At 66.1% G+C, this 26,844-nt stretch carries 28 protein-coding genes; 4 read left to right on the forward strand and 24 right to left on the reverse strand.

Translation table 11 applies throughout. The annotated features are described in order from the left end of the window. Positions 1 to 47: 47 nt before the first annotated feature. The 5 genes from HV681_RS03425 to surE form a co-directional block, all read right to left on the reverse strand. Entirely contained in the window at positions 48 to 716 is a 669-nt protein-coding gene (locus HV681_RS03425) for a hypothetical protein (protein WP_175121708.1), read from the reverse strand. A 195-nt stretch (positions 717 to 911) separates the two neighbouring features. Further along, positions 912 to 1,691, reverse strand: a complete 780-nt coding sequence (locus HV681_RS03430; protein WP_175121709.1) for a 3'-5' exonuclease — start codon at positions 1,689 to 1,691, stop codon at positions 912 to 914. Then, complete coding sequence (locus HV681_RS03435; protein ID WP_175121710.1) at positions 1,688 to 2,548, reverse strand: peptidoglycan DD-metalloendopeptidase family protein; 861 nt, start codon at positions 2,546 to 2,548, stop codon at positions 1,688 to 1,690. The genes HV681_RS03430 and HV681_RS03435 overlap by 4 nt, the downstream gene beginning before the upstream one ends. 16 nt (positions 2,549 to 2,564) lie before the next feature. Continuing rightward, positions 2,565 to 3,386 carry a protein-L-isoaspartate(D-aspartate) O-methyltransferase gene (locus tag HV681_RS03440; RefSeq protein ID WP_175121711.1) on the reverse strand — a complete coding sequence of 274 codons (822 nt, stop codon included), beginning with the start codon at positions 3,384 to 3,386 and terminating at the stop codon, positions 2,565 to 2,567. Beyond that, the gene (gene surE / locus HV681_RS03445) at positions 3,371 to 4,129 is read right to left on the reverse strand and encodes a 5'/3'-nucleotidase SurE (RefSeq protein ID WP_175121712.1); all 759 of its coding nucleotides are present in this window, start codon (positions 4,127 to 4,129) and stop codon (positions 3,371 to 3,373) included. The genes HV681_RS03440 and surE overlap by 16 nt, the downstream gene beginning before the upstream one ends. Positions 4,130 to 4,223: 94 nt before the next feature. Here surE and plsY point away from each other — a divergent pair, with 94 nt between their 5' ends. Continuing rightward, positions 4,224 to 4,862 (forward strand): glycerol-3-phosphate 1-O-acyltransferase PlsY, encoded by a 639-nt coding sequence (gene plsY / locus HV681_RS03450; RefSeq protein WP_175121713.1) that lies wholly within the window; start codon positions 4,224 to 4,226, stop codon positions 4,860 to 4,862. Positions 4,863 to 4,927: 65 nt separating this feature from the next. Here plsY and tsaD read toward each other — a convergent pair whose 3' ends face one another. Continuing rightward, positions 4,928 to 5,959, reverse strand: coding sequence for a tRNA (adenosine(37)-N6)-threonylcarbamoyltransferase complex transferase subunit TsaD (gene tsaD / locus HV681_RS03455; RefSeq protein ID WP_175121714.1), 1,032 nt, complete (start codon positions 5,957 to 5,959; stop codon positions 4,928 to 4,930). A 110-nt stretch (positions 5,960 to 6,069) separates the two neighbouring features. Between tsaD and HV681_RS03460 the strand changes: the two genes are divergently transcribed. Beyond that, positions 6,070 to 7,362 (forward strand): NCS2 family permease, encoded by a 1,293-nt coding sequence (locus HV681_RS03460; RefSeq protein ID WP_175121715.1) that lies wholly within the window; start codon positions 6,070 to 6,072, stop codon positions 7,360 to 7,362. 58 nt (positions 7,363 to 7,420) lie between these two features. Here HV681_RS03460 and HV681_RS03465 read toward each other — a convergent pair whose 3' ends face one another. Continuing rightward, the gene (locus HV681_RS03465; protein ID WP_175121716.1) at positions 7,421 to 7,777 is read right to left on the reverse strand and encodes a VOC family protein; all 357 of its coding nucleotides are present in this window, start codon (positions 7,775 to 7,777) and stop codon (positions 7,421 to 7,423) included. A gap of 246 nt (positions 7,778 to 8,023) precedes the next feature. On the opposite strand from HV681_RS03465, the gene HV681_RS03470 reads away from it, so the two are divergent. Next, positions 8,024 to 9,046 carry an LLM class flavin-dependent oxidoreductase gene (locus tag HV681_RS03470; RefSeq protein WP_175121717.1) on the forward strand — a complete coding sequence of 341 codons (1,023 nt, stop codon included), beginning with the start codon at positions 8,024 to 8,026 and terminating at the stop codon, positions 9,044 to 9,046. A gap of 166 nt (positions 9,047 to 9,212) precedes the next feature. After that, complete coding sequence (locus HV681_RS03475) at positions 9,213 to 9,587, forward strand: thioredoxin family protein (RefSeq protein WP_006388150.1); 375 nt, start codon at positions 9,213 to 9,215, stop codon at positions 9,585 to 9,587. Between the two features lie 96 nt (positions 9,588 to 9,683). Here HV681_RS03475 and HV681_RS03480 read toward each other — a convergent pair whose 3' ends face one another. From HV681_RS03480 to HV681_RS03560, 17 genes are all read right to left on the reverse strand, one after another. Next, entirely contained in the window at positions 9,684 to 10,271 is a 588-nt protein-coding gene (locus HV681_RS03480; protein ID WP_175121718.1) for an IMPACT family protein, read from the reverse strand. Between the two features lie 108 nt (positions 10,272 to 10,379). Further along, entirely contained in the window at positions 10,380 to 11,186 is an 807-nt protein-coding gene (locus tag HV681_RS03485) for a transporter substrate-binding domain-containing protein (RefSeq protein WP_175121719.1), read from the reverse strand. Between the two features lie 10 nt (positions 11,187 to 11,196). After that, on the reverse strand, positions 11,197 to 11,970 hold the full coding sequence (locus HV681_RS03490) for an ABC transporter permease (protein WP_175121720.1): 774 nt from the start codon (positions 11,968 to 11,970) through the stop codon (positions 11,197 to 11,199). After that, entirely contained in the window at positions 11,967 to 12,965 is a 999-nt protein-coding gene (locus HV681_RS03495; RefSeq protein WP_175121721.1) for an ABC transporter substrate-binding protein, read from the reverse strand. The genes HV681_RS03490 and HV681_RS03495 overlap by 4 nt, the downstream gene beginning before the upstream one ends. A 67-nt stretch (positions 12,966 to 13,032) precedes the next feature. Beyond that, a complete protein-coding gene (locus HV681_RS03500; RefSeq protein WP_175121722.1) occupies positions 13,033 to 13,803 on the reverse strand; it encodes an ABC transporter ATP-binding protein in 771 nt (256 codons plus the stop codon). A gap of 106 nt (positions 13,804 to 13,909) precedes the next feature. Beyond that, positions 13,910 to 15,127, reverse strand: a complete 1,218-nt coding sequence (locus tag HV681_RS03505; RefSeq protein WP_175121723.1) for an MFS transporter — start codon at positions 15,125 to 15,127, stop codon at positions 13,910 to 13,912. Between the two features lie 183 nt (positions 15,128 to 15,310). Further along, positions 15,311 to 16,915: an ABC-F family ATPase gene (locus HV681_RS03510; protein WP_175121724.1), complete on the reverse strand. Its 1,605-nt coding sequence runs from the start codon at positions 16,913 to 16,915 to the stop codon at positions 15,311 to 15,313. A gap of 176 nt (positions 16,916 to 17,091) precedes the next feature. Then, positions 17,092 to 18,165: an LD-carboxypeptidase gene (locus HV681_RS03515; protein ID WP_175121725.1), complete on the reverse strand. Its 1,074-nt coding sequence runs from the start codon at positions 18,163 to 18,165 to the stop codon at positions 17,092 to 17,094. Beyond that, complete coding sequence (gene tadA / locus HV681_RS03520) at positions 18,162 to 18,653, reverse strand: tRNA adenosine(34) deaminase TadA (protein ID WP_175122009.1); 492 nt, start codon at positions 18,651 to 18,653, stop codon at positions 18,162 to 18,164. Before tadA ends, HV681_RS03515 begins: the two co-directional genes overlap by 4 nt. 10 nt (positions 18,654 to 18,663) lie before the next feature. Further along, positions 18,664 to 19,512 (reverse strand): haloacid dehalogenase-like hydrolase, encoded by an 849-nt coding sequence (locus tag HV681_RS03525; protein ID WP_175121726.1) that lies wholly within the window; start codon positions 19,510 to 19,512, stop codon positions 18,664 to 18,666. Positions 19,513 to 19,660: 148 nt separating this feature from the next. After that, positions 19,661 to 20,191, reverse strand: a complete 531-nt coding sequence (locus HV681_RS03530; RefSeq protein ID WP_254594875.1) for a hypothetical protein — start codon at positions 20,189 to 20,191, stop codon at positions 19,661 to 19,663. A 157-nt stretch (positions 20,192 to 20,348) separates the two neighbouring features. Then, positions 20,349 to 20,690, reverse strand: a complete 342-nt coding sequence (mnhG, locus tag HV681_RS03535) for a monovalent cation/H(+) antiporter subunit G (RefSeq protein WP_175121727.1) — start codon at positions 20,688 to 20,690, stop codon at positions 20,349 to 20,351. After that, complete coding sequence (locus HV681_RS03540; protein WP_056317324.1) at positions 20,687 to 20,968, reverse strand: K+/H+ antiporter subunit F; 282 nt, start codon at positions 20,966 to 20,968, stop codon at positions 20,687 to 20,689. Before HV681_RS03540 ends, mnhG begins: the two co-directional genes overlap by 4 nt. Beyond that, the gene (locus HV681_RS03545) at positions 20,965 to 21,447 is read right to left on the reverse strand and encodes a Na+/H+ antiporter subunit E (RefSeq protein WP_175121728.1); all 483 of its coding nucleotides are present in this window, start codon (positions 21,445 to 21,447) and stop codon (positions 20,965 to 20,967) included. Before HV681_RS03545 ends, HV681_RS03540 begins: the two co-directional genes overlap by 4 nt. After that, positions 21,447 to 23,078: a monovalent cation/H+ antiporter subunit D gene (locus HV681_RS03550; RefSeq protein ID WP_175121729.1), complete on the reverse strand. Its 1,632-nt coding sequence runs from the start codon at positions 23,076 to 23,078 to the stop codon at positions 21,447 to 21,449. The genes HV681_RS03545 and HV681_RS03550 overlap by 1 nt, the downstream gene beginning before the upstream one ends. Next, positions 23,075 to 23,419, reverse strand: coding sequence for a Na+/H+ antiporter subunit C (locus tag HV681_RS03555; RefSeq protein WP_175121730.1), 345 nt, complete (start codon positions 23,417 to 23,419; stop codon positions 23,075 to 23,077). Before HV681_RS03555 ends, HV681_RS03550 begins: the two co-directional genes overlap by 4 nt. Next, entirely contained in the window at positions 23,419 to 26,334 is a 2,916-nt protein-coding gene (locus HV681_RS03560) for a monovalent cation/H+ antiporter subunit A (RefSeq protein ID WP_175121731.1), read from the reverse strand. Before HV681_RS03560 ends, HV681_RS03555 begins: the two co-directional genes overlap by 1 nt. Positions 26,335 to 26,844 lie beyond the last annotated feature (510 nt).

Below are 26,844 nucleotides of genomic sequence, written 5' to 3' on the forward strand. Positions count from 1 at the left end.
GCGTTGCTCCGCTTTGCGGCCAGTGTGATGGCCCAGGATTTGCCGGCTCAGTTGGCCTGGGGCGCGGCAGGCGGCGGGGGCGGCGGGACGTCGCCGGCAGCCGGCGGAGGCGGCGGCATGCCGGGACGACCGTCGGCGCCGCGCATGCCGGGGCGGCCCTTGCCGTCCGCGCGGGCTTCCATCTTGGCGTGGCGCTCGGCCATGCGGGCTTCGCGCTCCTTGACGATCTTGGTCACCTGGCCGCGCTGCGTGTCGTTCAGGCTATCCCAGACGGCCAGCCATTGGTCGCGCACCTGCTTGGCTTGCGGGCCGAATGCGTCGCGGCGCTTTTCCGACTGCTCGATGAGCGCGCGGGGATCCAGCTTGCCGCTGTCCAGCTGCGACTTGAGCAGGTCATGGCGCGTACCGCGGTCGGCGCGCATCACTTCGTGCAGGCTGCGCTGCCCTTCCTGGGCGGTCTTGAACAGGGCCTCCTGTTTGGCGTCGAGCTTCAGCTCGGCGACCTGGGCCTTGGAGACGGGGCCCAGACCGGGGATCAGCAGGCCGTCGCGCATGCCCTTGTGGAAACCACCGCCGCGATGGCCTTCGTGCATGGCGGCCGGACCGCCCTCGGCGGGAGGAGGCGGCGCAGCCATTGCGGAGCCAGCCGCGAAACCGCTCGACGCGGCGACGATAGCAAGGACGGCCAGATTGGAGCGGATAGCGAATCGGGACATGGATGTCTCCTGAAAGTGAAGAAAGCGAGGCCATTGTGCGATCCGCCTGGTTTCATCCAGGTTTCGTTTACGGCCGTCTTGTTTCAGTCGATTGCTTGCCCGCCAGACGCGAGAACGGTGCCACACAGGCCCCGTCGGTATCCCCTGACCCGTGCGCATTGGCAAGGAATCAGGCTGGCTGGCCGCCCGCGCGGATCAGCCCGCGTCCCAGGCCGCCATGTATTCCTTCCAGTGCGGCGCATCGCTGGCCGAGAGCGTGTCGCGCACCAGCGCGATTTCGGTCTCGTAGGCGGTGCGGTCGAGTTCACCGCGCAGGAAGCGGAAGCGGCAATACACCAGCCACGTATTGACCACGTCGGTTTCACAGTACGCACGCACTTCGTCGGCGCGGCCCGTGCTCCAGGCCTCCCAGACCTTGCTGCCATCCATGCCGAGCTTGCCGGGAAAGCCGCATAGCTTGGCCAGTTCGTCGAGCGGCGCGTTGGCGCGGCCGTTGTACTTGGCCAGCACGTCCATCAGATCGATGTGACGGTTGTGATAGCGCGAAATGTAGTTGTTGAACTTGAAATCGCGGTCTTCTTCGCCCATGTCCCAGTAGCGCGGCGCGGGCACACCCTGGATCAGGCTGCGGTAATGCAGGACGGGCAGGTCAAAGCCCGAGCCGTTCCAGCTGACGAGCTTGGGCGTGTAGCGTTCGATGGTCTTGAAGAAGCCCGCAAGCAAGGCCGCTTCGGGATCGTCCGGCTGGCCCAGCGTCTTGACGCGAAAGCCCTGGTCGTCACGGAACACGCACCCTACCACCGCGACCTTGTGCAGATGCAGCGGCAGGAAGTCGTGGCCCACGGCCTCACGCCGCGCGGTCAGCGCGCGCTCGACCACTTCGTGGTCGGGCACGTCGGCGCCCCAGCCGTTGAGCTTGCGCAGCCCGTCGGCGTCAGGGATGGTCTCGAGGTCGAATACCAGGGTGGGCGTCATTTGGGCGGCAGGTATTGCATCGGATCCACCGGCGTACCCTGGCGGCGGATTTCAAAGTGCAGACGCGGCGACGTCGTGTCGCTCTGGCCGAGTTCAGCGATCTTGGCCCCGCGCTTGACCGTCTGGCCGGTCTTCACGAGCAGCGCACGGTTGTGCGCGTAGGCCGTGATGAAGCCGTTCTGGTGCTCGACGATGATGAGGTTGCCCAGGCCGCGCACGCCATTGCCGCTGTACTTGACCAGGCCATCCGCTGCGGCGGTGATCGGGTCGCCCAGCGCGCCGGCGATGTCGATGCCCTTGCTGCTGGCATTGAACGCCTGCACGATCTGGCCGTTGGCCGGCCAGGCCCAGTTGATGACGCCCGCATCCGCCGCACGCGTGGCCGGCTTGGTGTCGACGGGCGCCGGCGCCGGCGTGGGCGTGGCATCAGGTGCGGGCGTGGTGGCCGCGGGAGTTTCGGGTTGGTCAAGCGGACGCGGTTGCGGCCGGTTGCTGGCAATCGGCGCGGTCTGCGCGCCGCCGCCGGTGGCGCCGCCGGACATGCGCAGCACCTGCCCCACCGAGATCTGGTTGGGGTCGCTGATGTTGTTCCAGCGCTTGATGTTTTCGATGTCGACGTTGTTGGCGCGGGCGATCTTGTAGAGCGTGTCGCCCGGCTTGACCACATAGCTGCCGGACGTGGCCGTCGGCGCGGGTTGCCCGCCGGTCATGTCGACCACCGGGGCACGAGTACCTTTGGATGCGCAGCCGGCCAGGATGGCGAGGCTGAGAACCCCCACTGCGAAGAGCGGGCGGCGAAGACGCGTCATGGACGCGCCCAAATTCATATCGGTCAGTTGCAACTGCCCGTTGAGCATACGTTTCTCCTGTCGCTCAAGATTGTATTCCGGACCGTAGCGGCACAAAGCGCACGGCCTCTAGTTCGGTTCTTTTCCAGCTTGCCGCGCCCGTGCGTTCGATCAGAACCAGGCGCTGGTTCGAGCCCCCTTCGGGAGCGATGAGACGGCCGCCCGGAGCAAGCTGCGTCAGCAGCGCTTGCGGGATGGCCAGACCTGCGGCAGCCACAACGATAGCATCGAACGGCGCCACGCCGGGCAGCCCCAAAGTGCCGTCTCCATAGATGAGCCGGATCCTTGTAGTGAGCCGCAAGGCGCGTAGATGCTCGCGCGCCAGCTCGTACAGCCCACGTATGCGTTCGATGGTGTGGACGTCGCGCACGAACTGCGCGAGCACCGCGGCCTGGTATCCGCAACCGGCGCCGACCTCGAGCACACGGGTAGGCGCGCGGTCTTCGCAAGCAGCCGCGATCATACGCGCCACAACCCACGGCTGGGAAATGGTTTGCGAGTGACCGATGGGCAACGCGGCGTCTTCATACGCGCGGCTGGCAAGGGCCTCGTCTACAAACAGATGGCGCGGTACTGCGGCCATGGCGTTCAGCACGCGTTCGTCGGTGATCCCCTGAGAGCGAAGACGCTGCACCATGGCCTGGCGCAAGCGCTCGGAGTTCAGGCCAAGGTTGCTGCCCGCTTGCGGCACGGGCGTCTGCGCCTGCCGCTGCAAGGTGGCGGCCGAGATGCGCGTGTTGCTGTTGGCCGGCGTGTAACCCGGGCCGAGTCGGCCGGCGTCGTGGCGGGCCGGGCTGCTGCGGCCGGCGCCGGGGGTGATGTCCGGCTGGCTTATGCGTTTGCGCATAGCGGCTCTGCCCAGGTGCGGATCTCGTCAAGCTGGCTGTGCTGGGTCAGGTCCAGACGCAACGGGGTGACGGACACGATGCCCTGCTCGACGGCGTGAAAGTCCGTGCCGGGCGTGGCGTCGGCGGCCAGTCCGACCGGTCCGATCCAGTAGACCGTGTCGCCATAGGGCGTGGTGGTGCGCACGACGGGCTGCGACGGATGCCGCTTGCCCAGCCGCGTGACCGCAAACCCGTGCATGTCTTCAAAACGGCGGCTCGGGATATTGACGTTGAGCAGCACCGGCGCCGCGAGCGGCTGGGCCAGATGGCGCTCGACGACCAGGCGGGCGGCGCGCGCGGCCGAGTCGATGTGCTCCCAGCCCTTTTCCGCCAGCGAGAACGCGATGGCGGGGATGCCGAACAGATACCCTTCGCTGGCGGCGGCGACGGTGCCCGAATAGAGGGTGTCATCGCCCATGTTGGCGCCGTTGTTGATGCCCGACACGACCAGGTCGGGGCGCGTATCCATCAGGCCGGTCAGCGCGACGTGCACGCAATCGGACGGCGTGCCGTTGACCGCGATGAAGCCGTTTGAAGCGGTGCGCACCGACAGCGGCCGGTTCAGCGTGAGCGAGTTGGAGGCGCCGCTGTGGTTGGTCTCGGGCGCGACGACGGTCAGATCGCCCAGCCCTTCCAGCGCGGCGACCAGCGCTTCCAGGCCAGGGGCCGAATAGCCATCATCGTTCGAAACCAGAATTCGCATTGTGCATCCGAAAGAAAATAAAACGCGGGTGACGTGGCGGATTGTACCCGCGGTAGAATCCGCAGCCACTACTACAACAACGGACTCCCCTTCCATGGCGATAACCGAACCCTCCCTGGCATTTACCGTCGCGCTCGTCGTGCTGGCCTACCTGATCGGCTCCGTGCCCTTCGCCGTGGTGGTCAGCAAGCTGATGGGTCTGCAAGACCCCCGCAGCTATGGGTCCAAGAACCCCGGAGCAACCAACGTGCTGCGCACCGGCAACAAGACCGCCGCCGCGCTGACGCTATTGGGGGACGCCGCCAAGGGATGGTTCGCGATCTGGCTGGCCGAGAAGCTGGCGCCCGGCATCGGCCCCGTCGCCCTCGCCTGCGTGGCGCTGGCCGCCTTCATCGGCCACCTCTACCCCGTGTTCCTGGGTTTCAAGGGCGGCAAGGGCGTGGCGACCGCGCTGGGCGTGCTGGTGGCCATCCAGCCCTGGCTGGCCGTCGCCACCGCAGCAACCTGGCTGATCATCGCCATTTTCTTCCGCTATTCGTCGCTGGCTTCGCTGGTGGCCGCGTTCTTCGCCCCCGTGTACTACGTGTTCGGGTCCGGGCTGGCCTGGCAGGCGCAGCCGGCGCTGGGCGTGGCGCTGGCGATCATCGGCATCCTGCTGTTCTACCGTCACCGCGCCAATATCGCCCGGCTGATCCAGGGCACCGAAAGCCGGATCGGCAGCAAGAAGAAGTAATCCCCCCGCGATGGGCGGATCAGATGGGTGAAACAAGCGGGCGGCCTGGCCGCCCGTTTTTCATTTCAGGCGATATCGGCCAGATCCCAGCGCGGCTTGACCGTGAAGCTATGGGCGCTGGCGTCCAGCGTGGCCAATCCGGCCTTCACCCGTTCGGCGGCCGCGAACGCGATCATGGCGCCGTTGTCGGTGCACAGTTCCAGCGGCGGGAAGTATGCGCGGGCCTTGAGCGGCTTGAGCGCGGCATCGAGCTTGGCGCGCAGAAGCTGGTTGGCCCCCACGCCGCCGGCCACGACCAGGCGGCGCAGGCCGGTCTGTTTAAGCGCGCGGATGGACTTGGCCGCCAGCACCTCGACGATGGCCGCCTGCGTGGCGGCGGCAAGGTCAGCGCGGGTCTGTTCGTCCAGGCCGCCATTCTGTTCGGCCGCCTTGACTCGGGTCAGCACGGCGGTTTTCAAGCCGCTGAAACTGAAGTCCAGGTCACCGCTGTGCAACATGGGGCGCGGCAGGTCGAAGCGCGAGGCGTCGCCGCTGCCGGCCAGCCGGGACAGCGCGGGTCCACCCGGGTAGCCCAGGCCCATGAGCTTGGCGGATTTGTCGAAGGCCTCGCCCGCGGCGTCGTCCAGGGTTTCGCCCAGCAGCTCGTAGCGACCCACGCCGTCCACGCGCATGAGCTGGGAATGGCCGCCTGAGACCAGCAAGGCAATGAAGGGAAACTCGGGCCGGGGATCGGCCAGCATCGGCGACAGCAGATGGCCTTCGAGGTGATGGATGCCGATGGCAGGCAGGCCGCGCGACCAGGCGAACGACTGCGCCACGCTGGCGCCGACCAGCAAGGCGCCGGCAAGACCGGGCCCGGCCGTATAGGCCACGGCGCCGATGTCGGACATCTGCAGACCCGCGTCCTGCAGCACCTGGCGGGTCAGCGGCACCACGCGGCGGATGTGGTCGCGCGAGGCAAGTTCCGGCACCACGCCCCCGTATTCCTGGTGCATGGCGATCTGGGTATGCAGCGCGTGCGCAAGCAGGCCGCGTTCCGTACAGACGGCTGCGACGCCGGTTTCGTCGCAGGAGCTTTCAAAGCCGAGAATGATCATGGCGGCAGAGTTTACAACTGATGCGAAAATACGCGGGTTCTTGACTGGGACGGGGCTTTCCGCCCCGCCCGCCACAACCTGATAATCCTGCAAAAACCCTGGGGACTCGAATGCTGGAGAAGCTATTCAAGCTGCGCGAGCACGGCACGACCGCAAGAACGGAAGTCGTGGCCGGCCTGACGACATTCCTGACGATGTCGTACATCATCTTCGTCAATCCTGACATCCTGTCCTCGACGGGCATGGACCGCGACGCGGTCTTTGTTGCCACCTGCCTGGCCGCCGCGCTGGGCTCGCTGGTGATGGCGTTCATCGCCAATTGGCCCATCGGCATGGCGCCCGGCATGGGGTTGAACGCCTTCTTTGCCTTCACCGTGGTCAAGACCATGGGCTACACCTGGGAGCAGGCGCTGGGTGCGGTGTTCATCTCGGGCATCATCTTTCTGTTCCTGACGATATCCGGCATCCGGGTCTGGCTGGTCAAGGGCATCCCGCATTCACTGCGCAGTGCCATTGCGGCCGGCATCGGGCTGTTTCTGGCCATTATCGCGCTGTCCAGCGCGGGCATCGTGGTCGCCCATCCGGCCACCAAGGTCACGCTGGGCAACCTCACCACGCACGGTCCGCTCTTCGCCATCCTGGGCTTTTTCGTGATCGCGTCGCTGGATGCGCTGCGCGTGCGTGGCGCCATCCTGATCGGCATCATCGTCGTCACGGTGCTGTCGATGGTGATGGGCTACAACGAGTTCAAGGGCATCTTTTCGGCGCCGCCCAGCTTGTCGCCTACCCTCTTCAAGCTGGACATCATGGGCGCGCTGCATTCCGGCTTCGTGCACGTGATTCTGGTGTTCGTGCTGGTCGAAGTGTTTGACGCCACCGGCACGCTGGTGGGCGTAGCCAAGCGCGCGGGCCTGGTGCCTGATGACCGGCCCAATCGCCTGGGCCGCGCGCTGTTCGCGGACAGCACCGCCATCGTGGCCGGTTCGATGCTGGGCACCAGCAGCACCACCGCCTACGTCGAAAGCGCCTCCGGCGTGCAGGCTGGCGGACGCACCGGCATGACTGCACTGATCGTGGGCCTGCTGTTCCTGGCCGCGCTGTTCATCTCGCCGCTGGCGGGCGCCGTGCCGGCCTACGCCACCGCACCCGCCCTGCTCTACGTCGCCGGCCTGATGATGCGCGAGCTCATCGACATCGACTGGAACGACGTCTGCGAAGCCACGCCGGCCGCGTTGACCGCGCTGGTCATGCCGTTCACGTACTCGATCGCCAACGGCATTGCCTTCGGCTTCATCAGCTACGTGGTGCTCAAGACCGCCACGGGCAAGATGCGCGACGTGCACCCGGCCACGTGGCTCGTGGCCGTGCTGTTCGTGATCCGCTACGCGTTCTTCCCTGAATAGTCAGGCTGACACGCTGTTCGCCCAGAACCGCCGCAGGCCATGCCTTGCGGCGGTTTTTTCATTTGGCGGCCGTCCACACCGCCAGTTCGTAGCCGTCGAGGTCCGTGAAATGGAAGCGGCTGCCGCCCGGAAACGTGAACTCGTCGCGGCTGATGCGACCGCCCGCGGCCGTGATGCGTTGCCGGGTTGCGGCCAGGTCGTCGCCGTACAGGATCACAAGCGGACCGCCCGGCCGCACCGCTTCACCCGTCGTGAAGCCGCCAGTCAGCCGGCCATCGGTGAATTCCGAATACGTGGGACCGTAGTCCGTGAACGTCCATCCGAAGACCTCGCCATAGAAGCGCTTGCTGCGCGCGATGTCCGCGACGTTGAATTCGATGTTGTCGATGCGGTTGTTCTGGCCGCTGGCGCCCATGCGCGTCTCCTTTGGTTGAATGGCAAGTGTTGAATGGCAAATGCGCGGCCATTCCAGGCCGCGTTCGTGCTTGCTATTGTAGGGATCGGAAAAATCAATCAACCCGGCCAAGGGCATGGTTGCTGGCGGGCGCGGTTGAATTCGCCGATACACTCCCCATGTAGATCAGCATATGGAGTACATTTTGCGCCCTTCCCCTTTCATTTCCGCGCTGCCGGCCTGTCATGACGCAGCGGAGGCGCACGCATGAGCGCCCTGGCGAATATCCCCTTTTCCGTGCTGGACCTGGCCCCCATTGTGCAGGGCCGCGATGCCGCAGACGCGTTCCGCAATACGGTCGCGCTGGCGCAGCATGTCGAGCAACTGGGCTACAACCGCTTCTGGTTGGCCGAGCACCACAACATCAATGGCATCGCCAGCAGCGCCACGGCTGTGCTGATCGGCCATGTGGCCGGCCACACGCGCACGCTGCGCGTCGGCTCGGGCGGCGTCATGCTGCCCAACCACGCGCCGCTGATCATCGCCGAACAGTTCGGCACGCTCGAGACCCTGTACCCCGGCCGCATCGACCTGGGCCTGGGCCGCGCACCCGGCAGCGACGGCGCCACGCAACAGGCGCTGCGCCGCAGCCCGCGCAGCGGTCTTGAGTTCCCGGCCCTGGTGGAGGAACTGCGCGGCTTTCTGGCCCCCTCGCGCCCCGGCCAGCCCGTGCGCGCCATCCCCGGTGAAGGCCTGGATGTGCCGATCTGGCTGCTGGGTTCCAGTGACTTCAGCGCGCGCATGGCGGCTGAACTTGGCCTGCCCTTCTCGTTTGCCGGGCATTTCTCGCCGGAAGGCATGGCCGCGATGCGCTTGTACCGTCACTTGTTCAAGCCTTCCGAGACGCTGGCGCGCCCCTATTCGATGATCGGCGTGCCCGTCATTGCCGCCGAAACCGACGAGGCCGCGCGCTTCCAGTCGACCACGCAGCAACTGAAATTCCTGTCGCTCGTGCGCGGCCATCGCCTGCAATTGCAGCCGCCGGTCGAAAGCATGGATGGCGTATGGAACGAATGGGAGCGCGAAGCGGTCAATCAACGATTGGGCGCTTCGATCGTGGGCGGCCCGGACACCGTCAAGCGGGAACTCGAAGCCCTGGTCGCGGAAACCCAGGCCGACGAGGTCATGATCGTGTCCGACTTCTACGACATCGCAGACCGCCTGCGTTCTTTCGAGATCGTCGCCTCGCTGAAAAATGGCGCAGGCGTCTCCACGAAATCGGCGGCCTGAGGGCCGTATTCTGCGCCATTGACGGCGCCAACCATTGCGACGCGGCCTGGACCGGCTCTACTATGGGCTTTCAAGGCCTGGCAATACGCGTCGCCGCATCAGCGCCGGGGCAGGCCCCCGGTGTCTCCGCCACCGCTTTTCGCCGCCCACGCGGCAAGGATTTCTTATGAGTATTGTTGAACTCACCAAAGACAGCTTCCAGGAAGCCATCACGCCCGACGGCACCCTCATCGTCGACTTCTGGGCGCCCTGGTGCGGCCCGTGCCGTGGTTTCGCGCCGGTATTTGAACAGGCCGCCACCGAGCATCCGGACGTCACGTTCGCCAAGGTGAATACCGACGTCGAGCAGGAACTGGCCGGCGCGCTGGGCATCCGCTCGATTCCGACGCTGATGGTCTTCCGCGAAAAGGTCCTGCTGTTCTCGCAACCCGGCGCCTTGTCCGGCGGTCAGTTGAACGAACTGCTCGCCAAGATCAAGGAAGTGGACATGGAAAAGGTCCACCAGGAAATCGCCGCGGCGCAAGACAGCCAGGACGCGTAAAACCGCAAGGGGCCCGGATCGGGCCCCTTCCTTTTGCACCGGGACATTTGCTTCCCGGACGCCGCTGCGCGGCAGGCCGGTGCGGACGCTGGCTGGCTACAAAACGACTTCCCACGCGGACCGGCCGCGCGTGATGTTCGCCGCAGTGACTCCCAATTCAGTCAGCACCACACGCGGCACCGTGAACGTGAGCGTGACGCCGTCCGCGTTGTAGTCTTCCTGCAAGATGGCGGCGCCTGCCTGGGCCAACCGCGATTTCAACAGCGCCATCTCGCCGAATCCGCATGCGCAGCGCACCATTGCCATGTCGACGATTTCCGTGCGCTCCCCCAGCCGCAGGCAATTGGCTGCGCATCCGCCGTAAGCGCGCACCAGTCCGCCCGCGCCGAGCTTGATTCCCCCGTACCAGCGCACGACCAATACCGCCACGCGGTCCATGTCCTGGCCTTCGATGGCCTGCAGGATCGGCCTGCCCGCGGTGCCGCCGGGTTCGCCATCATCATTGAAGCGGTATTCCTGTCCGATGCGGTAGGCCCAGCAGTTGTGCGTGGCCTCGGGGTCGCTGTGCTCGGCAAAGAAGCGCATGGCGTCGTCGATCGTGGCGACCGGCGCGGCATACGCGGCAAAGCGGCTTTTCTTGATGTCTTCCTGGTAGGTGCAGGGAGCGGTCAGCGTGTGCGTCATGCCCGGCATTGTAAGTGCGCGGATCGGCAGGCGATGCGGCCTGCGCGGCCCGGCCTGCTCGGATGCGGCCTGCGCGGCCCGGCCTGCGCGGCGCCGACCGGCCGCGCATCAGCCGTGGCAGTCCGGGACTTCCTGATCCAGATAGACGTCGAAGGCGACGTCGCGCGCCCATTTCGTGGTCATGGCCTTCCAGGCGCCGGCGCGGTCCCACGCCCGCATCTCTTGCCCGAGCCACGCGCGCGAGGCCTCGTCCTGCGCGCGCAGCAGCCACACGCGCTCCTGGCGTGCGCCATCCGGCGTCAGCGTCGAGGAGAACTTCTTCCATTCCGGAAAGCGCATCAGCGGCTCCCAGACGGCATCGTCGACCAAACCGATGTCGCACTCGCCTTCGCGCACGGCGACGAGCGCGTCCGACGGCACGCGATAGGTCTTGACGGTTGCGCCCCAGCTTTGCGCCAGGGCTTGCGCCTGCGTGGCGGCTTCGGCCATGCAGACGCTGCGACCCTGCACGTCGGCGGGCTTGCGCATCCGCGTGTCGGTGCGGATTACGGCCTTGGGCCGTGCCGCATAGCCGGTGGCTTGCACCGCGACGGTCTGCGGCTGTCCGTCGCCGCGGTCCGCAAGCACCAGATCCACTTCGCCCGCCTTGAGCGCTTGGTCGGCGTCAGCGGCCGGCAACTGGACCAGCCGCACGGGCAGCTTCAGGCTGGCGCCCAGCTTGTCGGTGATGGCGGCGTCCAGGCCTTCGGGCGTGCGGATCTTCGCCCCCGCGACCGGCGGCGGCGCCAGATACGGCACGCCCACGACCAGCTCACCGCGCGCCCGCGCCGCCGGAAAGGTCTCCGGCTGCGCCTGCGCGAAGCCCGCGAGCAGCAGGCCCGCGGCAAGGACGAATGGACGCATGCGGGACATCATGATGACAACGTCAGACGTATTGGTAACGCAGCAAACGATGCTTGAGGTTCTCAAGCACGAACTGGTCGATCAACGCAGCCAGCACGGCGATCACGAGGATGTTGGTCATGACGCCGGTCATGTCCGCGATTTCGCCCGAGTACGCCAGCGACCGGCCCAGCCCCTTGCCGAAGCCGATCAGCATTTCGGCCGAGATCAGCGCCCGCCAGGCGTTGCCGAACGCCAACTGCGCGCCGGTGATGAGCTCGGGCATGACCGCCGGCAGATACACCCGCTTGATCAGCCCCCAGCGCGTCGCGCCCATGACGCGCGCCGCCGACACGTGCACGCGCTGCACCGATTCGGTGGCGTTCATCACGCTGAGCGCGGCCGGGAAGAACGCCGACAGCGCCACGACCACGATGATGGGCGTATTGCCGAAGCCCATCACGATGAGAAACAGCGGCACCCACGCGATGGACGGGATCGACTGCAGGATGACGATGGCGCTGCGCAGGACTTCGCGGAAGAAGAACAGCACGGCCGCCACGAGGCCGAAGCCCACGCCGGCGGCCAGCGCCAGCCCGTAGCCCGCGCCCAACCGTCCCAGCGTGCCCATGAGGCTCTGATGGAACGACTGCTTGCCCAGGTCTTCGAACAGCCGCTCGACGACCGCGGGCACGCCCGGCATCAGGAAGTCGGGCAGCGCGAACGCGGCCAGTTGCCACAGCGCCAGAATGAACAGGACGCCCAAAACGCCCGCAAGATGCTTGCGGGCGCCGGTCACACGGGTAGATGCGCTCAAAGCTTGCGAGCCTCTTGCCAGGACAGGTCGACGATGCTGGAGACGTCGTACGGCTTGCCGTCGCGCGTCTTGAGCGAACCCTGGGCCTGCAGGATGTCAGCGATTTCCTGCATGCGCGCCGTGTCCTTCTCCGTCAGCTTGGGCGTGAACACCTGCGTGCTGATGGCCTCGGAAATGACGGTTTCGCGCGGCAGCTCGCCGCGGGTCAGCGTTTTGAGCGTGGGCTCGGCAATGAAGTACGACGCGATCAGCTTGGAAGCCTGCGCCGGCTCCTTCTGCAGCAGCGTGATGGCCTGGTTCTGGGCGTCCAGCGCCTTCCAGACATCGTCCTTGCGCTTGGCCAGCGTTTCGCCCGAGGTGATGACGACCATGCACGGGAACGGCCAGGCCTGCCCCACTTCGTAGATCTGCTTGACCGGCGCGACCAGTTGCGCGATGCGGTCGTAGGGTTCGAACAGAAAGGCGGCGTCAACACGCTTGCCCACCAGCGACTGCACGGCCACGGCCGGGCTTACGCCCATGACGTTCACGTCGTCGGCAGTCAGGTTGCCCTGCTTGAGCACGACGCCCTTCAGGACCACGTCGGCGGTGCTGCCTTCGGCCTGCGAGGCCAGCGTCTTGCCCTTCAGGCCTGCAATGTCCTTGATGCCGGAATCGTCACGCACGATCAGCGAGTGATAGCCCTGCTGCGCGCCGCCCACCACCTTCAGGTCAGCGCCCTTGGAGGCCCACGCGACCGCGTTGGTGAAGCCGAGCACGCCGATGTCGAGCTGGCCGCCGACGATTGCCTTGATGAGATCGGTGCCCGATTTGAATTCGATCAGTTCGGAATCCAGGCCGGCCTTCTTGTAGTAGCCGCCCTCTTGCGCGACGATCGCCTGCGCGTCGTCCATCACGCGCAGGTAGCCCACGCGGAACTTCTCGGCAGCCATCGCGGGGGCAGCCGCCAGCAGCGCCGCGGCCAGCGGCAGGGACAACCATTGCTTCAGTTTCATTAGAAGAGCTCCAGGAAATTCGATAAGCGGCCGCGCCCGGGCGGCCGTGGGTATTTGGGGAAGAAGGTCAGGCGGCCAGCGCGATGTCGGCGTGCGCGTCCGAACCGCCGACGCCGATGCCCAACAGGCGCAGGATTTCGCGCTTCTCGGTGGCAAGGTCGGACAGGTCGTGCGTCTTGACGCGGTGGGCCAGGTTGAATTCGCGCAGCACCCGCGCCGGACGCGGGCTGAAGACGACGATGCGATCGGCCAGGAACAGGGCCTCGTCGACGTCGTGGGTCACCAGCAGCACCGTCGGCTTTTCCTGCGCGATGAGCTGGCGCAGCACATCCTGCAGGCTCAGGCGGGTCAGCGCGTCCAGTGCACCGAAGGGTTCGTCCATCAGCATGGTCTGGGGCTGGGCGATGAACGCGCGGGCCAGCGCAGCGCGCTGGCGCATGCCGCCGGAGACCTGATGGGGATAGTAGTGTTCGAAGCCTTCAAGGCTGACGCGCGCCAGCCATTCGCGTGCGGCTTCGCGGGCGCGCTTCTTGGGCGTGTTCTGGAATTCCAGCGCCAGCGCCACATTGTCTTCCAGCGTCAGCCAGGGATACAGGGCGTGTTCCTGGAAAACCAGCGTGCGGCTGGGATTCGGTCCCGTGACCTTGTCGCCGTCGGCCAGCACGCTGCCCTGCGTGGGCATTTCAAGCCCGGCGGCCAGGTGCAGCAAGGTGGACTTGCCGCAGCCCGAGGGGCCGACCAGCGCGACCAGCTCGCCGGTCTTGAATTCACTGGTGAAGCCGTCGACGACGGGCAGGTCGCCGAAATGCTTGTGGACGTGGTCGAAAGTCAGGTTCATGGAACGAATCGTCAGCGCGCGTGAAAACGAGCCTCAAATCTAACAATTCGTTATATGAATCCAAACGATCAATATCGAATGTCTTTACTTCTTTTCGTAATAACGATCAGACCGTCGCCGTCTGCCTGCTGGCCGCCCTCTGCAATCCGAACGCAATGACGAAGCCCAGCGTGACGCACAGGGACGCGGCCAGGAAGATGGCGGGGTAGCCGAAGCCGCTGGAGATGTAGCCCGCGATCGGGCCGGTCACGCCCAGCGCCAGGTCCAGGAAGGCCGAATAGGCGCCCAGCGCCGCGCCGCGGCTGCCGGCCGGCACGCGCGCCACGGCCTCGACGCCGATGGCCGGGAACACCAGCGCGAAGCCGCAGCCGGTCAGCGCGGCGCCCAGCAGCGCCATGCCCGGGTTGGGCGCCAGCCACAACAGCAACAGACCGGCCGCTTCCACCACGAACGACACCTGCGCGACCCGGAATCCGCCAAAGCGCGTGATGGTGCCGGCGAACAGCAGGCGCACGCCAATGAAGGCGCCGCCGAACGCACTGAGCGCGCTTGCGGCGCCGTCCCACGAGACGCTGGCGTAATACAGCGCGACGAAGGCGGCCAGCGTGCCGAAGCCGACCGACCCCAGACCCAGCGCCACGCCGTGCGGGAACACGCGCAGCACCACACTCTTGAAAGCCATGCGGTGCCCGCCCACGATGGCGACGGCCGGCCGGATCATGGCAAGACCCAGCCCGGCCAATCCCAGCAGCAGCACCGCGCCCCCCAGTGCGCCCATGCTCCAGTGCTTTTCAAGCTGCACGCCCAGCGGCGCGCCCAGCGCCAGCGCGCCATAGGTGGCGATGCCGTTCCAGGATATGACGCGGGCGGTGTGCAGCGGCCCTACCCTCGCGATGGCCCAGGTGGCCGAGCCGGTGCCGACCCAGCTCTCGCCGAATCCCAACGCCAGACGACTGAGGATGATTGCCGCCAGGCTGAGCCACGCGGTGCGTTCAAAGGCGTACGCGAGCAGCAGAAAAATGCCGCTGATCGCGCAGGCCGCCATGCCGATGACGACGGTCTGCTTCGGGCCGACCGTATCGGCCATGCGGCCGGCGTGCGAGCGGCTGAGCAGGGTCGCCACATACTGCACGCTGATCGCCAGGCCGGCCAGCACGGATCCGTATCCCAGGTTGCCGTGCACGTAACCCGGCAGCACGGCCAGCGGCAGGCCGATGGCCAGGTAGCAGATGAAGGTAAAGAAGGCGATGGCAACGATGCGGGCCGTCAGGGTGAACGTGCCGATCTGCGCGCCATCAGGCGCGTCATGCAAAGAGGGAGACATGTGGGGACAAAAAGAAGCCTGGCCGGACAGCCGCCAGGGTCGGGCCCGATGATAGCGCAACGCAGATTGCGCCCGGCTGAACAGGTGGCCATCGCGGCCCGGCAGACTGCATGGCGCGCGGCCGTGGCGCAAATGAGAAAGCGGCGCACGAACCCGTGCGCCGCTTCATGACCCGCCGCGGAATCAGGCTTCGATGCCGCGCGAGGACAGGTAGTCTTCGTAGCCGCCGCGGTAGTCGACGATCTCGCCGGTGGGCAGGATTTCGATCACGCGCGTGGCCAGGCCGGACACGAATTCACGGTCATGCGACACGAACACCAGCGTGCCTTCGTACTTTTCCAGCGCGAATTGCAGCGACTCGATCGATTCCATGTCCAGGTGGTTGGTGGGCTCGTCGAGCAGCATCACGTTGTGCCGGCCCAGCATCAGGCGGCCGAAGGTCATGCGGTTCTTTTCGCCGCCGGACAGCACCTTGGGGGCCTTGGGCAGGTCGTCAGCCGAGAACAGCAGGCGGCCCAACACCGAACGGATCGACTGGTCGTCGTCGCCCGGCTGGCGGTGGTCGCCCATCCAGTCCAGCAGGTTGATGTCGGTTTGCTGGAACTGGTCGGAAACGTCCTGCGCCATGTAGCCGAGGTCGGCGTTGTCCGACCATTTCACCGTGCCCGAATCGGGTTGCAGATCCTGCGCCAGGAGGCGCAGCAGCGTGGTCTTACCGACGCCGTTGGCGCCGATGATGGCGATCTTTTCGCCGGCGTCGACCATGGCCGAGAACTTGGTGATGACGGGCGCGTCATAGGCCTTGGTCAGGTTTTCGACAGTGACGGCCAGGCGGTGCATGACCTTGCTTTGCTCGAACCGGATGTACGGGTTCTGGCGCGACGAGGGTTTGACCACGACCTGGTCGGCCTTGATGCGGTCGATCTGTTTCAGGCGCGAGGTGGCCTGACGCGACTTGGACTTGTTGGCCGCGAAACGGCGGACAAAGTCCTGCAGTTCGGCGACGCGTTCCTTGGCCTTGGCGTTGTTGGCCACCAGGCGCTCGCGGGCCTGGGTGGAAGCCAGCATGTAGTCGTCGTAATTGCCTGCGTAGATGCGGATTTCACCGTAATCCACGTCAGCCATGTGCGTGCACACCTGGTTCAGGAAGTGACGATCGTGGCTGATGATGATCATCGTGCTCTGGTAGCCGTTGAGCACGTTTTCCAGCCAACGGATCGTGTTGATGTCCAGGTTGTTGGTGGGTTCGTCCAGCAGCAGCACGTCGGGGTTCGAGAACAGCGCCTGCGCCAGCAGCACGCGCAGCTTCCAGCCCGGCGCGACTTCGCGCATCGGCAGGTTGTGCTGGTCGACCGCGATTTCCAGGCCCAGCAGCAGCTCGCCCGCGCGGGCTTCGGCGGTGTAGCCGTCGTATTCCGCGAACTTGGCTTCCAGATCGGCCGCGCGCATGTAATCGTCTTCGGTCGCCTCCGGGTTGGCGTAGATCGCGTCACGCTCGGACATGGCGTCCCACATTTCGGTGTGGCCCATCATCACGACGTCCAGCACGCGCACGTCTTCAAACGCGAACTGGTCCTGGCGCAGCTTGCCCAGGCGCACGCCGGGTTCAAGCGCGACGTTGCCGCCGGACGGTTCCAGGTCGCCGCCGATGATCTTCATGAACGTAGACTTGCCGGACCCATTGGCCCCGATCAGCCCGTACCGGTTGCCTTCCCCGAACTTGACGCTGACGTTCTCGAAAAGGGGCTTGGGACCGAACTGGATGGTGAGATTGGCGGTGGATATCACGGTGTATGTACGTTTGAAGGCGCCCGAAAGCGCATGCGGGAAAACCTGCTAGTGTAGCAAACGGGCTGCGGCCCTTATTTATATTGGCGAGAGCGGCGCTGCTGGAGCGCCGGACCGCCCGCCCCCGGAGCGCCGGAGCGCCGGAGCGCCGGAGCGCCGCACCGCCAGACCGGGGATCAGTGGCGATGCTCGTCCAGCACCAGATGCGCCAGACCCTTTTCGGTGGCGATGCCGACCTTCTGGCCGATGGGCAAGGTGGCTTTGGTGGCGACATGGCCGTACGGCAGACCGGTAATGACCGGCACCTTGACCGTCTTGCGCAGCCAGGCCACGACCTCGTGCAGATCGTACCCCTTGTCGTGCGGCGCCAGCTTGTATTCGGTGAAACGGCCCAGGACGATCGCCTTCTGGCGCGCCAGGATGCCAGCCTGCCAGAGCTGGATCAGCATGCGCTCGACGCGGTACGGATGCTCGGCCACGTCTTCCAGGAACAGGATGCCGCCGCGAATCTTCGGCATGTACGGCGTGCCCAGCAGCGAGGTCAGCATCGCAAGGTTGCCGCCCCACAGGATGCCGCGCGCGTCGACCGGGTCGGCGTCCTGGGTTTCGAAGCTGAGGATCTCCAGCTCGCCGCGCATCACTTCGCCGAACAGCGCTTCGGTCAGGTCATCGACCTTTTTGCCGCCGAAATCCTGGACCGCGGTGGCGCCCGTGTAGCTGACCGCGCCGGTCTGCGCCAGCAGCGCCAGGTTGAACGCCGTGAAATCGCTCATGCCGACAAAGCGCTTGCCGCTGTCGGCCATGGCCTTCCAGTCGATGGCGTGCAGCAACCGGCCCAGCCCGTAGCCGCCGCGCGTCACCATGACGATCGGCAGCTTCTGCTTCGTGGCGCGGGTCAGGCTGGCCAGGCGCTGGGCGTCCGTCCCGGCGAACCGTTGATGCTCGGCCAGCGCCGTGCGGTCCAGCGCGGTCTTGAAGCCCTGTTGCGCCAGCCGTTCAAGCGCCAGCGTCACGGTGGCGGGGTCGCGCACGGCGGACGACGGGGAAATCAGGTAGATGCCGCGGGCGTCCGGCTGGGGACCGTGATGGTGCGCGGGGTCGTGGCCATGATCGTGGTCGTGACCGCATGCGTCGCCGCAGTCCGGGCCGTGATCGTGCGGGTGATCGTGCGCCGGGGTGGCTGCGGCCTTGGCGCGGCGCGCCTTGGCGGCGGGCTTGGCAGCGGACTTGGCGGCTTTGGGGGTACTCATGCGATGGATTCCTTGGCGCGGCGTTCGCGGAAGAACCGGCGCAGCAGGTCGCCGCAGGGTTCGGCCAGCACGCCGCCGGTGACTGAAGTGTGATGGTTGAGCTTGGGCACGGACCCGACGTCCAGCACGCTGCCGCAGGCCCCGGTCTTGGGGTCGTACGCGCCGAACACCACGCGCGCAAGGCGCGCATGCAGCATGGCGCCGATGCACATCACGCACGGTTCCAGAGTGACGTAGACGGTGATGCCGGGCAGCCGGTAGTTTTCAAGCTGGCGTGCGGCGCCGCGCAGGGCGACGATCTCGGCGTGCGCCGTGGGATCGTGGTCGATGATGGTGCGGTTGTAGCCCCGCCCCAGGATGTCGCCCTGGGCGGACACGACCAGCGCGCCCACCGGCACCTCGCCGATGTCGTAGGCGGCCTGGGCCTGTTCCAGGGCCAGGGTCATGAAACGCGCGTCCTGCTCGGTCCAGCGCGGCACCGCGTCCATCGGGGCCAGCTCAGCCACGGTACACCCGCGATTTCAGCGCGATACGGCCCGCCAGGCTGGTGACCGCTTCTTCGAGCCATTGATACAACTCAGCTTCTTCGTCGTAGCGGGCCTGGTTCAGGTTGGACACGCGCCCTTCCTCGATGAAGCCCCAGGCGCGGCTGCGCTTGTCGCGGTGCTTGGGATCCCAGACGCCGAAGGCAAAGCCGCCGGCGCGGCGGATCAGCGAAAAGCACGGAATGTCGGTGTAGCCGTCGCCCACGAAGACCATCTGGTCGAACGGGATGCGCAGCCGGTCCTCGGGCACCTTGCGGTTGACCTCGAACGGCTTGTTGCGGAATTCGCGGCCGATGATGCCCTTCTGGATGTGGAACAGGTAGCGTGTCTTGTCCGTGAAGCTGACGACGCGCCGCGGGAACGCGATGCCGCCGTCCTCGCCATAGACGAATTCGGACGCCCAGATTTCGGTGAATTCATGCGCGATGGGCGTCGAGCGCACCACGTCGCCGATGCCGCTGGAGATGAGATAGAACTCGAGCTGCACCTGCGGGTGCTCGGCCCGGACCGCGGCGCGCAGACGCTGGAACAGCGTGGCCACGCCATCGTGCAGATCAAGGCGCGCGCCCCAATCTTTCAGGCGCTGCTGCGTGATGAGGCCGTGCCGTCCCTGCCGGGACAGTTCGATCATCTTATAGAGATAGGCCGGCACGGGATCCCAGTCCTGCTGAAACAGCAGGGGATCGACCTCTTCCTTCCAGAACGAGGCCGTGTCCACGCCGATGCTGTCCAGGAAACCGGACGTGCTGTCCGAGGCCAGCGTGTCGTCGAAATCGAAAATCAGGGCGATGACGTCGGACATGAATATGCGTGAAAAAAGGCGACAGCCGCCATTTTGCCTGAATGCGGCAGCGGCTGCGCCTTGGAAGCAGCGCGGTGCATCACGCAGCGCCCTGCTTCACCTTTGCTTCATGCGGTTTGAATCATGCGCCCTGGTTCGGAGCAACGCCTTACTGGCGGATAGGCGCGCTCATCGTTCCCGTGCCGGGAGCGGGCGCCATGCCCGGGGCAGGAGCCATGCCCGGAGCCGGGGCCATGCCCGGGGCGGGGGCCATGCCCGGGGCGGGGGCCATGCCCGGGGCCGTGCCTGCGGGCACCTGGATCACGGTTTCGCGCAGCACGCCGCCGCCCTGCACGCTGCCGCGCACGTTGCCCGGCGCGGTCATTTGCGTGACGCAATTCTGGCGCTGGGTTTCGGGCAGACGGTTGCAGCGCGCCACCATGTTCTGCTGCAGTTGTTCGGGGCTTTCTTCGCGGAGATTCTGGCGGCTGCGCTCCTGGCGCGCCGCGCCGGCTTCGCGCAGGCAGGCATCCAGCGCTTGCCCGGTCCTGCCGCTTTTGCAGGCGGCGACGTCCTGCTGATAGCTGGACTGCGCCGAGGCGCCGGAAGATTGCGCTTGAACCGCGCCAGCGGCGAGCATCAGGCCGGCGGTGCAGAGAATGGCAGCAAGGCGCTTCGAAGGCATGGGAACAGTATTCATGGTCAGCTCCTTATGAAGAGATTGAACCCGGACGGCGCGGTATCAACCGCGCCGCCAACTGACCTCACTATCCCATGACCGCGCGATGGGGGACATAACTAGCGACGTGAATTCGTAAGGTTACGTTTCAACGTCAGCAAACAGGGACGGCGCGAAATCAGCGCGCGTCTTTGTCCGCTTCCGCCTTGGTAAGGCGGTTGCGGTACGTGGCTGCGCGCATCAGCAACATGGCCGTGACAGGCGACGACACAATCAGCAGCAGCGTGATGATGACCTCGTGAAACACCGGGCGCGCGGACAGCGCCGAGAACACCAGGATGGAAGACGCCAGCACGCAGGCGCAGCCCATCGTGTTGCCCAGCGTGGGGGCATGGATGCGCGACTGGAAGGTGCGGAAACGCAGCAGCCCGGCCGAGCCGGTGACGGCCAGCAGTCCGCCCAGCACCAGCAGAATGGTGGCGGGAATGCCGGCCCACAGGGGGATATCGACTTCCATCATGGCTCGATGACCTCGCCGCGCAACAGAAAGCGCGCCATGGCGGTAGAGCCCACAAATCCGAACAGCGCGATCAGCAGCGCGATGTCGAAGTACACCGACGTGCCGGACCGGATGCCGAACACCAGCATCGTCAACATGCCGTTGATGTACAGCGTGTCCAGGGCCAGGACGCGGTCCTGGGCGGTTGGGCCACGCAAGAGGCGGATGGTGGCGAACACCATGCCCAGCGCAAAGCAGAGCAAGGCAAAGGATGCCGCCCAATACAGTACGGAATTCATTCGAACATCTCCATCAACGGGCGCTCGTAGCGCTGCTGCACCAGTTCGATCCACTCGTCTTCGTTTTGTAGATCGAGCACATGCAGCTTCAGCGCGTGGTCTTCAGTCAGGCTCACCCAGACCGTGCCGGGCGTGTAGGTGACGATGCAGGCCAGCATCGCCAGGCCATGCGGGTCGCGCATGGTGAGCGGGATCAGGATGAATCCCGGCGAGAACTCATTGCGGCGTGGATTGAGGATCAGCCGCGCGACCGCGATGTTGGACTTGATGATGTCCCACGTCACGTGCAGGAAAAGCGGGATCACCTTCCACAGGTGGCGCGGCCGTGCATGCAGCGGGCGCAGGCGCGAGGCGGCCCACGTGAACCACAGCGCCAGCGCGATGCCCAGGGCGATCTGCCCCGGCGACACGCTTTCATTGAGGAGCAGCCACAGTGCAAACAGCAGCGTGGGCAGGATCAGGAAGTAAAGGCGGCGCATCAGCTTCCTCCCTTGACGCCGCGCACGGTCTGCGCGGACATGACGGCGTCGATATACGACGCGGGCTGGTCGAGCGAACGGGCGGCGTCGTCCAGGTAGGCCGACACGGGACCCGCGCCGGCGGCCAGGCCCACGCACAGCAGCACCAGCACGGCGACCGGGCCTGCCTCGATCACGCGCAGACGCGGCGTGCTGCGGTCGTCGCTGGCCCAGAAGATACGGATGCCGGTGCGGCCCAGGCCGATCAGGCCCGCCAGGCCCGACACCAGCACGGCGGCCACGAGCAGCCAGGCGTCCATCGGCGGCGCCGACTCGGTGGCGGCCGACACCGCTGCCGACAACAGCGAGAACTTGGCGACAAAGCCGGACAGTGGCGGCAGGCCGGTCACCAGCAACGCGCAGGAAATGAAGGCCAGGCCCAGGAACGCCATTGCCGCGGGAATCGCCACGCCGACGACGTCGTCGGAGCGGTTCACAGAGGTTGGATCGTCCAGGTCGAAGGCATCGAGCGTGACCGCCAGCACGTTTGCGCCGAAGCTGCGGGTGCGTTCGATCAGTTCGGCCAGCAGGAAGAACGCGCCCGTGGTCAGCACCGAGCTGATCAGGTAGAAGAGCGCGGGACCCGTGAGCGTCACGCCCGGCATGCCCAACGCGGTCAGCAACGTGCCGGCCGACACGATGACGCAGTAGCCGACCATTTTTTCCAGCTGCTGGGTCGCCAACAGGCCCAGGGCGCCAAACAGCAGCGTGGCCAGCCCGGCGGCAAACATCCAGTCCAGGCTGAAGGCGGCGGGCGCGCCGGTCGGCAGCAGCAGCGAGCCGATGCGCAACAGCGCGTAGATGCCGACCTTGGTCATGATGGAAAACATGGCCGCGATCGGTGCACCGGCCGAACCATACCCTTTGACCAGCCAGAAGTTGAGCGGCCAGGCGCCTGCTTTGACCAGGAAGGCCACGCCGAGGATGGCGGCGCCCGCCTCGAACAGCATGCGTTCGGCGCCCGCCAGATTGCCTGCGCGCAGGGCCAGGTCCGCCATGTTGAGCGTGCCCGTCACGCCGTAGATCAGCGCGATGCTGATCAGCAGCAGGAACGAGGCCACCAGGTTCACGGCGATGTACTGAAGGCCCGCGCTAACGCGCGCCACGCCGGACCCGTGCAGCAGCAGGCCGTAGGAGGCCGCCAGCAGCACTTCGAAGAACACGAACAGGTTGAACAGGTCGCCGGTCAGGAAGGCGCCATTCAGGCCCATCAGCAGGAACTGGAACAGCGAATGGAAATGCACGCCGGCGCGGTCCCAGCGGGCAAGCGCGTAGACCAGCGTGGCCAGACCGAGTACGGCCGTCAGCGTCAGCATGACGGCGGCCAGGCGGTCGACCACCAGCACGATGCCGAACGGCGCGGGCCAGTCGCCCACCAGGTAGGCCCCTACCCCGTTTTCCCAGACGCCGGGCACGCCCCCGCCGGCCACGACCAGCAAGGCGATCGCGGCCGCCAACTGGGCAAGCGTCGACAGAAGCGCGACCCCGCCGCGCGCGTAGCGGCTGGTGTCGGCGAACAGCAGCATCGCTGCGCCCGCGACCAGCGGAATGATGATGGGCAGGACAGGAAGGTGTTGAAGCCAGAAACTCAAGATTGGGACTCCCGTCCATCAACGTGGTCGGTACCCGTGAGGCCCCGCGAGGCGAGCAGCACAACCAGGAACAGCGCGGTGGTGGCAAAGCCGATGACGATGGCGGTCAGCACCAGCGCCTGCGGCAGCGGATCCGCATACCAGGAAGGATCATGCGCCATGGACGGATCCACCACCGGCGGCCTGCCGGACGTGAGCCGGCCCATGCCGAAGATGAAGAGGTTCACCGCGTAGGAGACCAGCGACAGGCCCATGATGAACTGGAACGTCCGGGGCCGCAGCAGCAGCCACACGCCCGAGCCCGCCAGCACGCCGATTGCGGCAGCGTATATCAATTCCATCAGGCTTCTCCTGTTTGAACGGCGGCCGCCTGGAGCTCGGCGGCGGCCTTGCGTTGCGCGCGCAGCGATTGGTGGGCAAGCGCCACCAGCACCAGCACGGTGGATCCGACGACCAGCATGTAGACGCCCAGATCAAAAAGCAGCACGCTGGACACGTGGACGTGACCAATCAGCGGCAGCGCGACGTCCCAGGCCAGCGCGGCAAGGAACGGCTTGTAGGCCAACCACGCGCTCACGGCGGCAATGCCGGCGGACAGCAGCCCGATGCCGATCCAGTTCTGGGGATTCAGGCGGCTGCGGGATTCGACCCAATACACCCCGCCCACCATGTATTGCAGGATGACGGAGGTGGCGAAGATGAGGCCGCCCACGAAACCGCCGCCGGGCTGGTTGTGGCCGCGCAAGAGGAAATACACGGAGATCAGCGCGGCGATCGGCAGCAGCAGGCGCACCAGCACCGCGGGCACCATCATCGAGCCTGCGGGCACCGGCGACTTGATGTCGGGCGCGTCCGGGATGCCGCCGTCCTGATCCATCTGCTGGCGCGGAATGTCCGCGCTCTCGGCGGCTGGACGGAAGCGGCGCAACAGGGCGTAGACGGTCAGCGCCACGATGCCAAGCACCGTGATTTCGCCGAACGTATCGAAGCCGCGGAAGTCCACGAGGATCACGTTGACGACGTTGGTGCCGCCACCGTCAGGCAGCGCGCGATCCACGAAATAGGACGAAATGGGATTGGTCTGCGGCCGCGCCAGCACCGAATAGGCCAGCGCGGACATGCCCGTGCCGGCGGCGACTGCCAGCAGCAGATCGCGCAGACGGCGGCCGCGTGCCTGCAGCGTGGCTTTCAGGCTTTCCTCGTCGTCCTGCACGATGCGGCGAGGCAGCCAGCGCAGGCCCAGCAACAACAGCACCAGCGTCACGACCTCGACAGACAGCTGCGTCAGCGCCAGATCGGGCGCGGAGAACCAGACGAAGGTCAGGCAGGTGATCAGCCCTGCCCCGCCCGCCAGCGCCAGGGAGGCCAGGCGGTGGTACTTGGCCTGGAACGCGGCGGCCAGGGCGCAGGTGCCGCCCACGATCCACAGCAAGGCGAAAACCGGATCGACCGGCGTCAGGCGCACGGCGCCGTCCAGCCAGCCGCCGGCGCGCAGCGGCAGCCACGCGACGAACAGCGTGCCCACCAGGATCAGCACCATCTGCACCTGCAGACGCGTGGACGACACCCAGCGCAGCAGCCATGCGGCGGCGACGCTGGAGCCATCGAGCAGCGCTTCGAAGGTGCGGCGGCCGTCAAGGCGGTAGATGAACGGCACCCGGCCCGGATTGGCGCGCTGATGCGCGCGCAGGGCCAGGTACAGCAGCACGCCTGCGGTAGTGGCGACCAGGCTCATCGCCAGCGGAAGATTGAAACCGTGCCAGACGGCCAGGCTGTAGTCGGGCATGTTCTCGCCCAGGATGCTCTGCGCCGCAGTGGCCAGGAACGGGCCGACGGTCAGGCTGGGAACGATGCCCACCAACAGGCACATCATGACCAGCAATGCGCTGGGCAACAGCATCCAGCGCGGCGGCTCGTGGGGCTCGCGCGGCAGGTCGGTGGCCGGTGGGCCGAAGAACACTTGCAGGATGAAACGCAGCGAATAGGCGACGCTGAATGCGCCGGCGATCGTGGCGAGCAGCGGCAGGCCAAGCTGGACGTAGCGGTCGGCACTGACGAAGGTGGTTTCCGCAAAGAACATTTCCTTGGACAGGAAACCGTTCAGCAGCGGCACACCCGCCATCGAAGCCGCAGCCACCATCGCCAGCGTGGCCGTGATGGGCATTGCCTTATACAACCCGGACAGCCGGCCCAGGTCGCGCGTGCCGGTTTCGTGGTCGACCACGCCCGCCGCCATGAAGAGCGACGCCTTGAACGTAGCGTGGTTGATCATGTGGAAGATGGCGGCCACCAGCGCCAGCGTGCTGTTCAGACCCAGCAGCAGCGTGATGAGGCCCAGGTGGCTGATCGTGGAATACGCCAGCACGCCCTTCATGTCCTGCTGGAAGATGGCTGCATAGGCGCCCAGCACCAGGGTGATGAGACCCAGCCCGCCGATGATCCAGAACCACTCGTCGGTGCCAGACAGCACGGGCCAGAAGCGCGCCAGCAGGAAAACGCCTGCTTTGACCATCGTGGCCGAGTGCAGATAGGCGGACACAGGCGTGGGCGCGGCCATGGCGTTGGGCAGCCAGAAATGGAACGGGAATTGCGCGCTCTTGGTCAGCGCGCCCAGCGCCACCAGCACCAGGACGGCTGGATACCAGGGGTCGGCGCGGACCAGGTCGCCCGACGCCAGGACGCGGTCCATGTCGTAGCTGCCGACGATATGACCCAGGATCAGCACGCCGGCCAGCAGACAGAGACCGCCCGCCCCGGTGACCGTCAGCGCCATGCGCGCGCCCCGGCGCGCGTCCAGGCGGTGGTGCCAGTAGGCGATCAGCATGAACGACGCCAGGCTGGTCATTTCCCAGAACAGAACCAGCTGGATCAGGTTGCCCGAGAGCACCACGCCGAGCATGGCGCCCATGAAGGCCTGGAAGAACGAAAAGAAGCGTGGGACCGGGTCTTCCGGCGACATGTAATAGCGCGCGTACAACACGACCAGCGCGCCCATGCCGGAGACGATCAGCGCAAAGAGCCACGCGTAGCCGTCCATGCGCAGGGTAAATTGCAGACCCAGGGCGGGCGCCCAAGGCATGTCGGCCCGTATGACGCCGCCGTTGGCGACGTCCGGATAGAGCGTCGCGATCAGAACCACGCACGCGAAGGCGATGAGGCCAGCCAACCACGCCTCGGCGTTGCGGGCGTTGGAAGGCAGCAGCGCGGCGCACAGGCTGCCGGCGAACGGCAGAGCGAGGATCAGGATCAGCGACATGGCGTTCCGAAAATGTCCGGGCCCCCTCCCGCCAGCGCAGGGCAGCGAGAGACGAAACAGACCGGGGATTGAAAAACGGACGGAACCCTTGGCCCGGTGCGTCGCTGCACTACACGTTGCCCCGAGGGGTCATCAACCAACGCCAATTGAACGGCGCAGACAGAAACAAACGCAATAGCTTTCTTGCAAGACCGGGCAAGAATCTCAGCCGAAAAATATCAGATTCTTGTAAGTTATGCAGGGATTTATGTACGTACCCAGCTAATGACAGCAAGATGACTGCGCAGCGATTGCGCACCGAAAGCTTCTCAATTTGTGTTCAACTGCCTGTCAGACTTACTTTTTCCTGTAACTTCTGTCATCTCCGCGCTTTTTGGGAACACGTTAGAAATTTTGCGATTTCTCATGACAGGGACAATCCCGAGTTGACCATGGGGACATACCTGTGTGGAATGCGGCCACGAGGCGTTGGCTTGCGACACCCCGGCAATGCGCGCCTCACCGAAGCTG

The organism is Achromobacter animicus, assembly GCF_902859585.1.
In the GTDB taxonomy this organism is placed as follows: domain Bacteria; phylum Pseudomonadota; class Gammaproteobacteria; order Burkholderiales; family Burkholderiaceae_B; genus Achromobacter; species Achromobacter animicus.

Bases quoted from the DNA above. Each gene is read 5' to 3' on its own strand.
- HV681_RS03530 (WP_254594875.1), bottom strand. From the start codon at position 20,191: ATGAATACTGTTCCCATGCCTTCGAAGCGCCTTGCTGCCATTCTCTGC.
- HV681_RS03555 (WP_175121730.1), bottom strand. From the start codon at position 23,419: ATGGAATTGATATACGCTGCCGCAATCGGCGTGCTGGCGGGCTCGGGC.
- HV681_RS03560 (WP_175121731.1), bottom strand. From the start codon at position 26,334: ATGTCGCTGATCCTGATCCTCGCTCTGCCGTTCGCCGGCAGCCTGTGC.
- HV681_RS03460 (WP_175121715.1), top strand. From the start codon at position 6,070: ATGCTGGAGAAGCTATTCAAGCTGCGCGAGCACGGCACGACCGCAAGA.
- HV681_RS03500 (WP_175121722.1), bottom strand. From the start codon at position 13,803: ATGAACCTGACTTTCGACCACGTCCACAAGCATTTCGGCGACCTGCCC.
- HV681_RS03495 (WP_175121721.1), bottom strand. From the start codon at position 12,965: ATGAAACTGAAGCAATGGTTGTCCCTGCCGCTGGCCGCGGCGCTGCTG.
- HV681_RS03425 (WP_175121708.1), bottom strand. From the start codon at position 716: ATGTCCCGATTCGCTATCCGCTCCAATCTGGCCGTCCTTGCTATCGTC.
- HV681_RS03515 (WP_175121725.1), bottom strand. From the start codon at position 18,165: ATGAGTACCCCCAAAGCCGCCAAGTCCGCTGCCAAGCCCGCCGCCAAG.
- HV681_RS03540 (WP_056317324.1), bottom strand. From the start codon at position 20,968: ATGAATTCCGTACTGTATTGGGCGGCATCCTTTGCCTTGCTCTGCTTT.
- HV681_RS03545 (WP_175121728.1), bottom strand. From the start codon at position 21,447: ATGCGCCGCCTTTACTTCCTGATCCTGCCCACGCTGCTGTTTGCACTG.
- HV681_RS03505 (WP_175121723.1), bottom strand. From the start codon at position 15,127: ATGTCTCCCTCTTTGCATGACGCGCCTGATGGCGCGCAGATCGGCACG.
- HV681_RS03435 (WP_175121710.1), bottom strand. From the start codon at position 2,548: ATGCTCAACGGGCAGTTGCAACTGACCGATATGAATTTGGGCGCGTCC.
- HV681_RS03465 (WP_175121716.1), bottom strand. From the start codon at position 7,777: ATGGGCGCCAGCGGCCAGAACAACCGCATCGACAACATCGAATTCAAC.
- HV681_RS03440 (WP_175121711.1), bottom strand. From the start codon at position 3,386: ATGCGCAAACGCATAAGCCAGCCGGACATCACCCCCGGCGCCGGCCGC.
- HV681_RS03470 (WP_175121717.1), top strand. From the start codon at position 8,024: ATGAGCGCCCTGGCGAATATCCCCTTTTCCGTGCTGGACCTGGCCCCC.
- HV681_RS03430 (WP_175121709.1), bottom strand. From the start codon at position 1,691: ATGACGCCCACCCTGGTATTCGACCTCGAGACCATCCCTGACGCCGAC.
- tadA (WP_175122009.1), bottom strand. From the start codon at position 18,653: ATGGACGCGGTGCCGCGCTGGACCGAGCAGGACGCGCGTTTCATGACC.
- HV681_RS03485 (WP_175121719.1), bottom strand. From the start codon at position 11,186: ATGATGTCCCGCATGCGTCCATTCGTCCTTGCCGCGGGCCTGCTGCTC.
- tsaD (WP_175121714.1), bottom strand. From the start codon at position 5,959: ATGATCATTCTCGGCTTTGAAAGCTCCTGCGACGAAACCGGCGTCGCA.
- surE (WP_175121712.1), bottom strand. From the start codon at position 4,129: ATGCGAATTCTGGTTTCGAACGATGATGGCTATTCGGCCCCTGGCCTG.
- mnhG (WP_175121727.1), bottom strand. From the start codon at position 20,690: ATGATGGAAGTCGATATCCCCCTGTGGGCCGGCATTCCCGCCACCATT.
- HV681_RS03480 (WP_175121718.1), bottom strand. From the start codon at position 10,271: ATGACGCACACGCTGACCGCTCCCTGCACCTACCAGGAAGACATCAAG.
- plsY (WP_175121713.1), top strand. From the start codon at position 4,224: ATGGCGATAACCGAACCCTCCCTGGCATTTACCGTCGCGCTCGTCGTG.
- HV681_RS03525 (WP_175121726.1), bottom strand. From the start codon at position 19,512: ATGTCCGACGTCATCGCCCTGATTTTCGATTTCGACGACACGCTGGCC.
- HV681_RS03475 (WP_006388150.1), top strand. From the start codon at position 9,213: ATGAGTATTGTTGAACTCACCAAAGACAGCTTCCAGGAAGCCATCACG.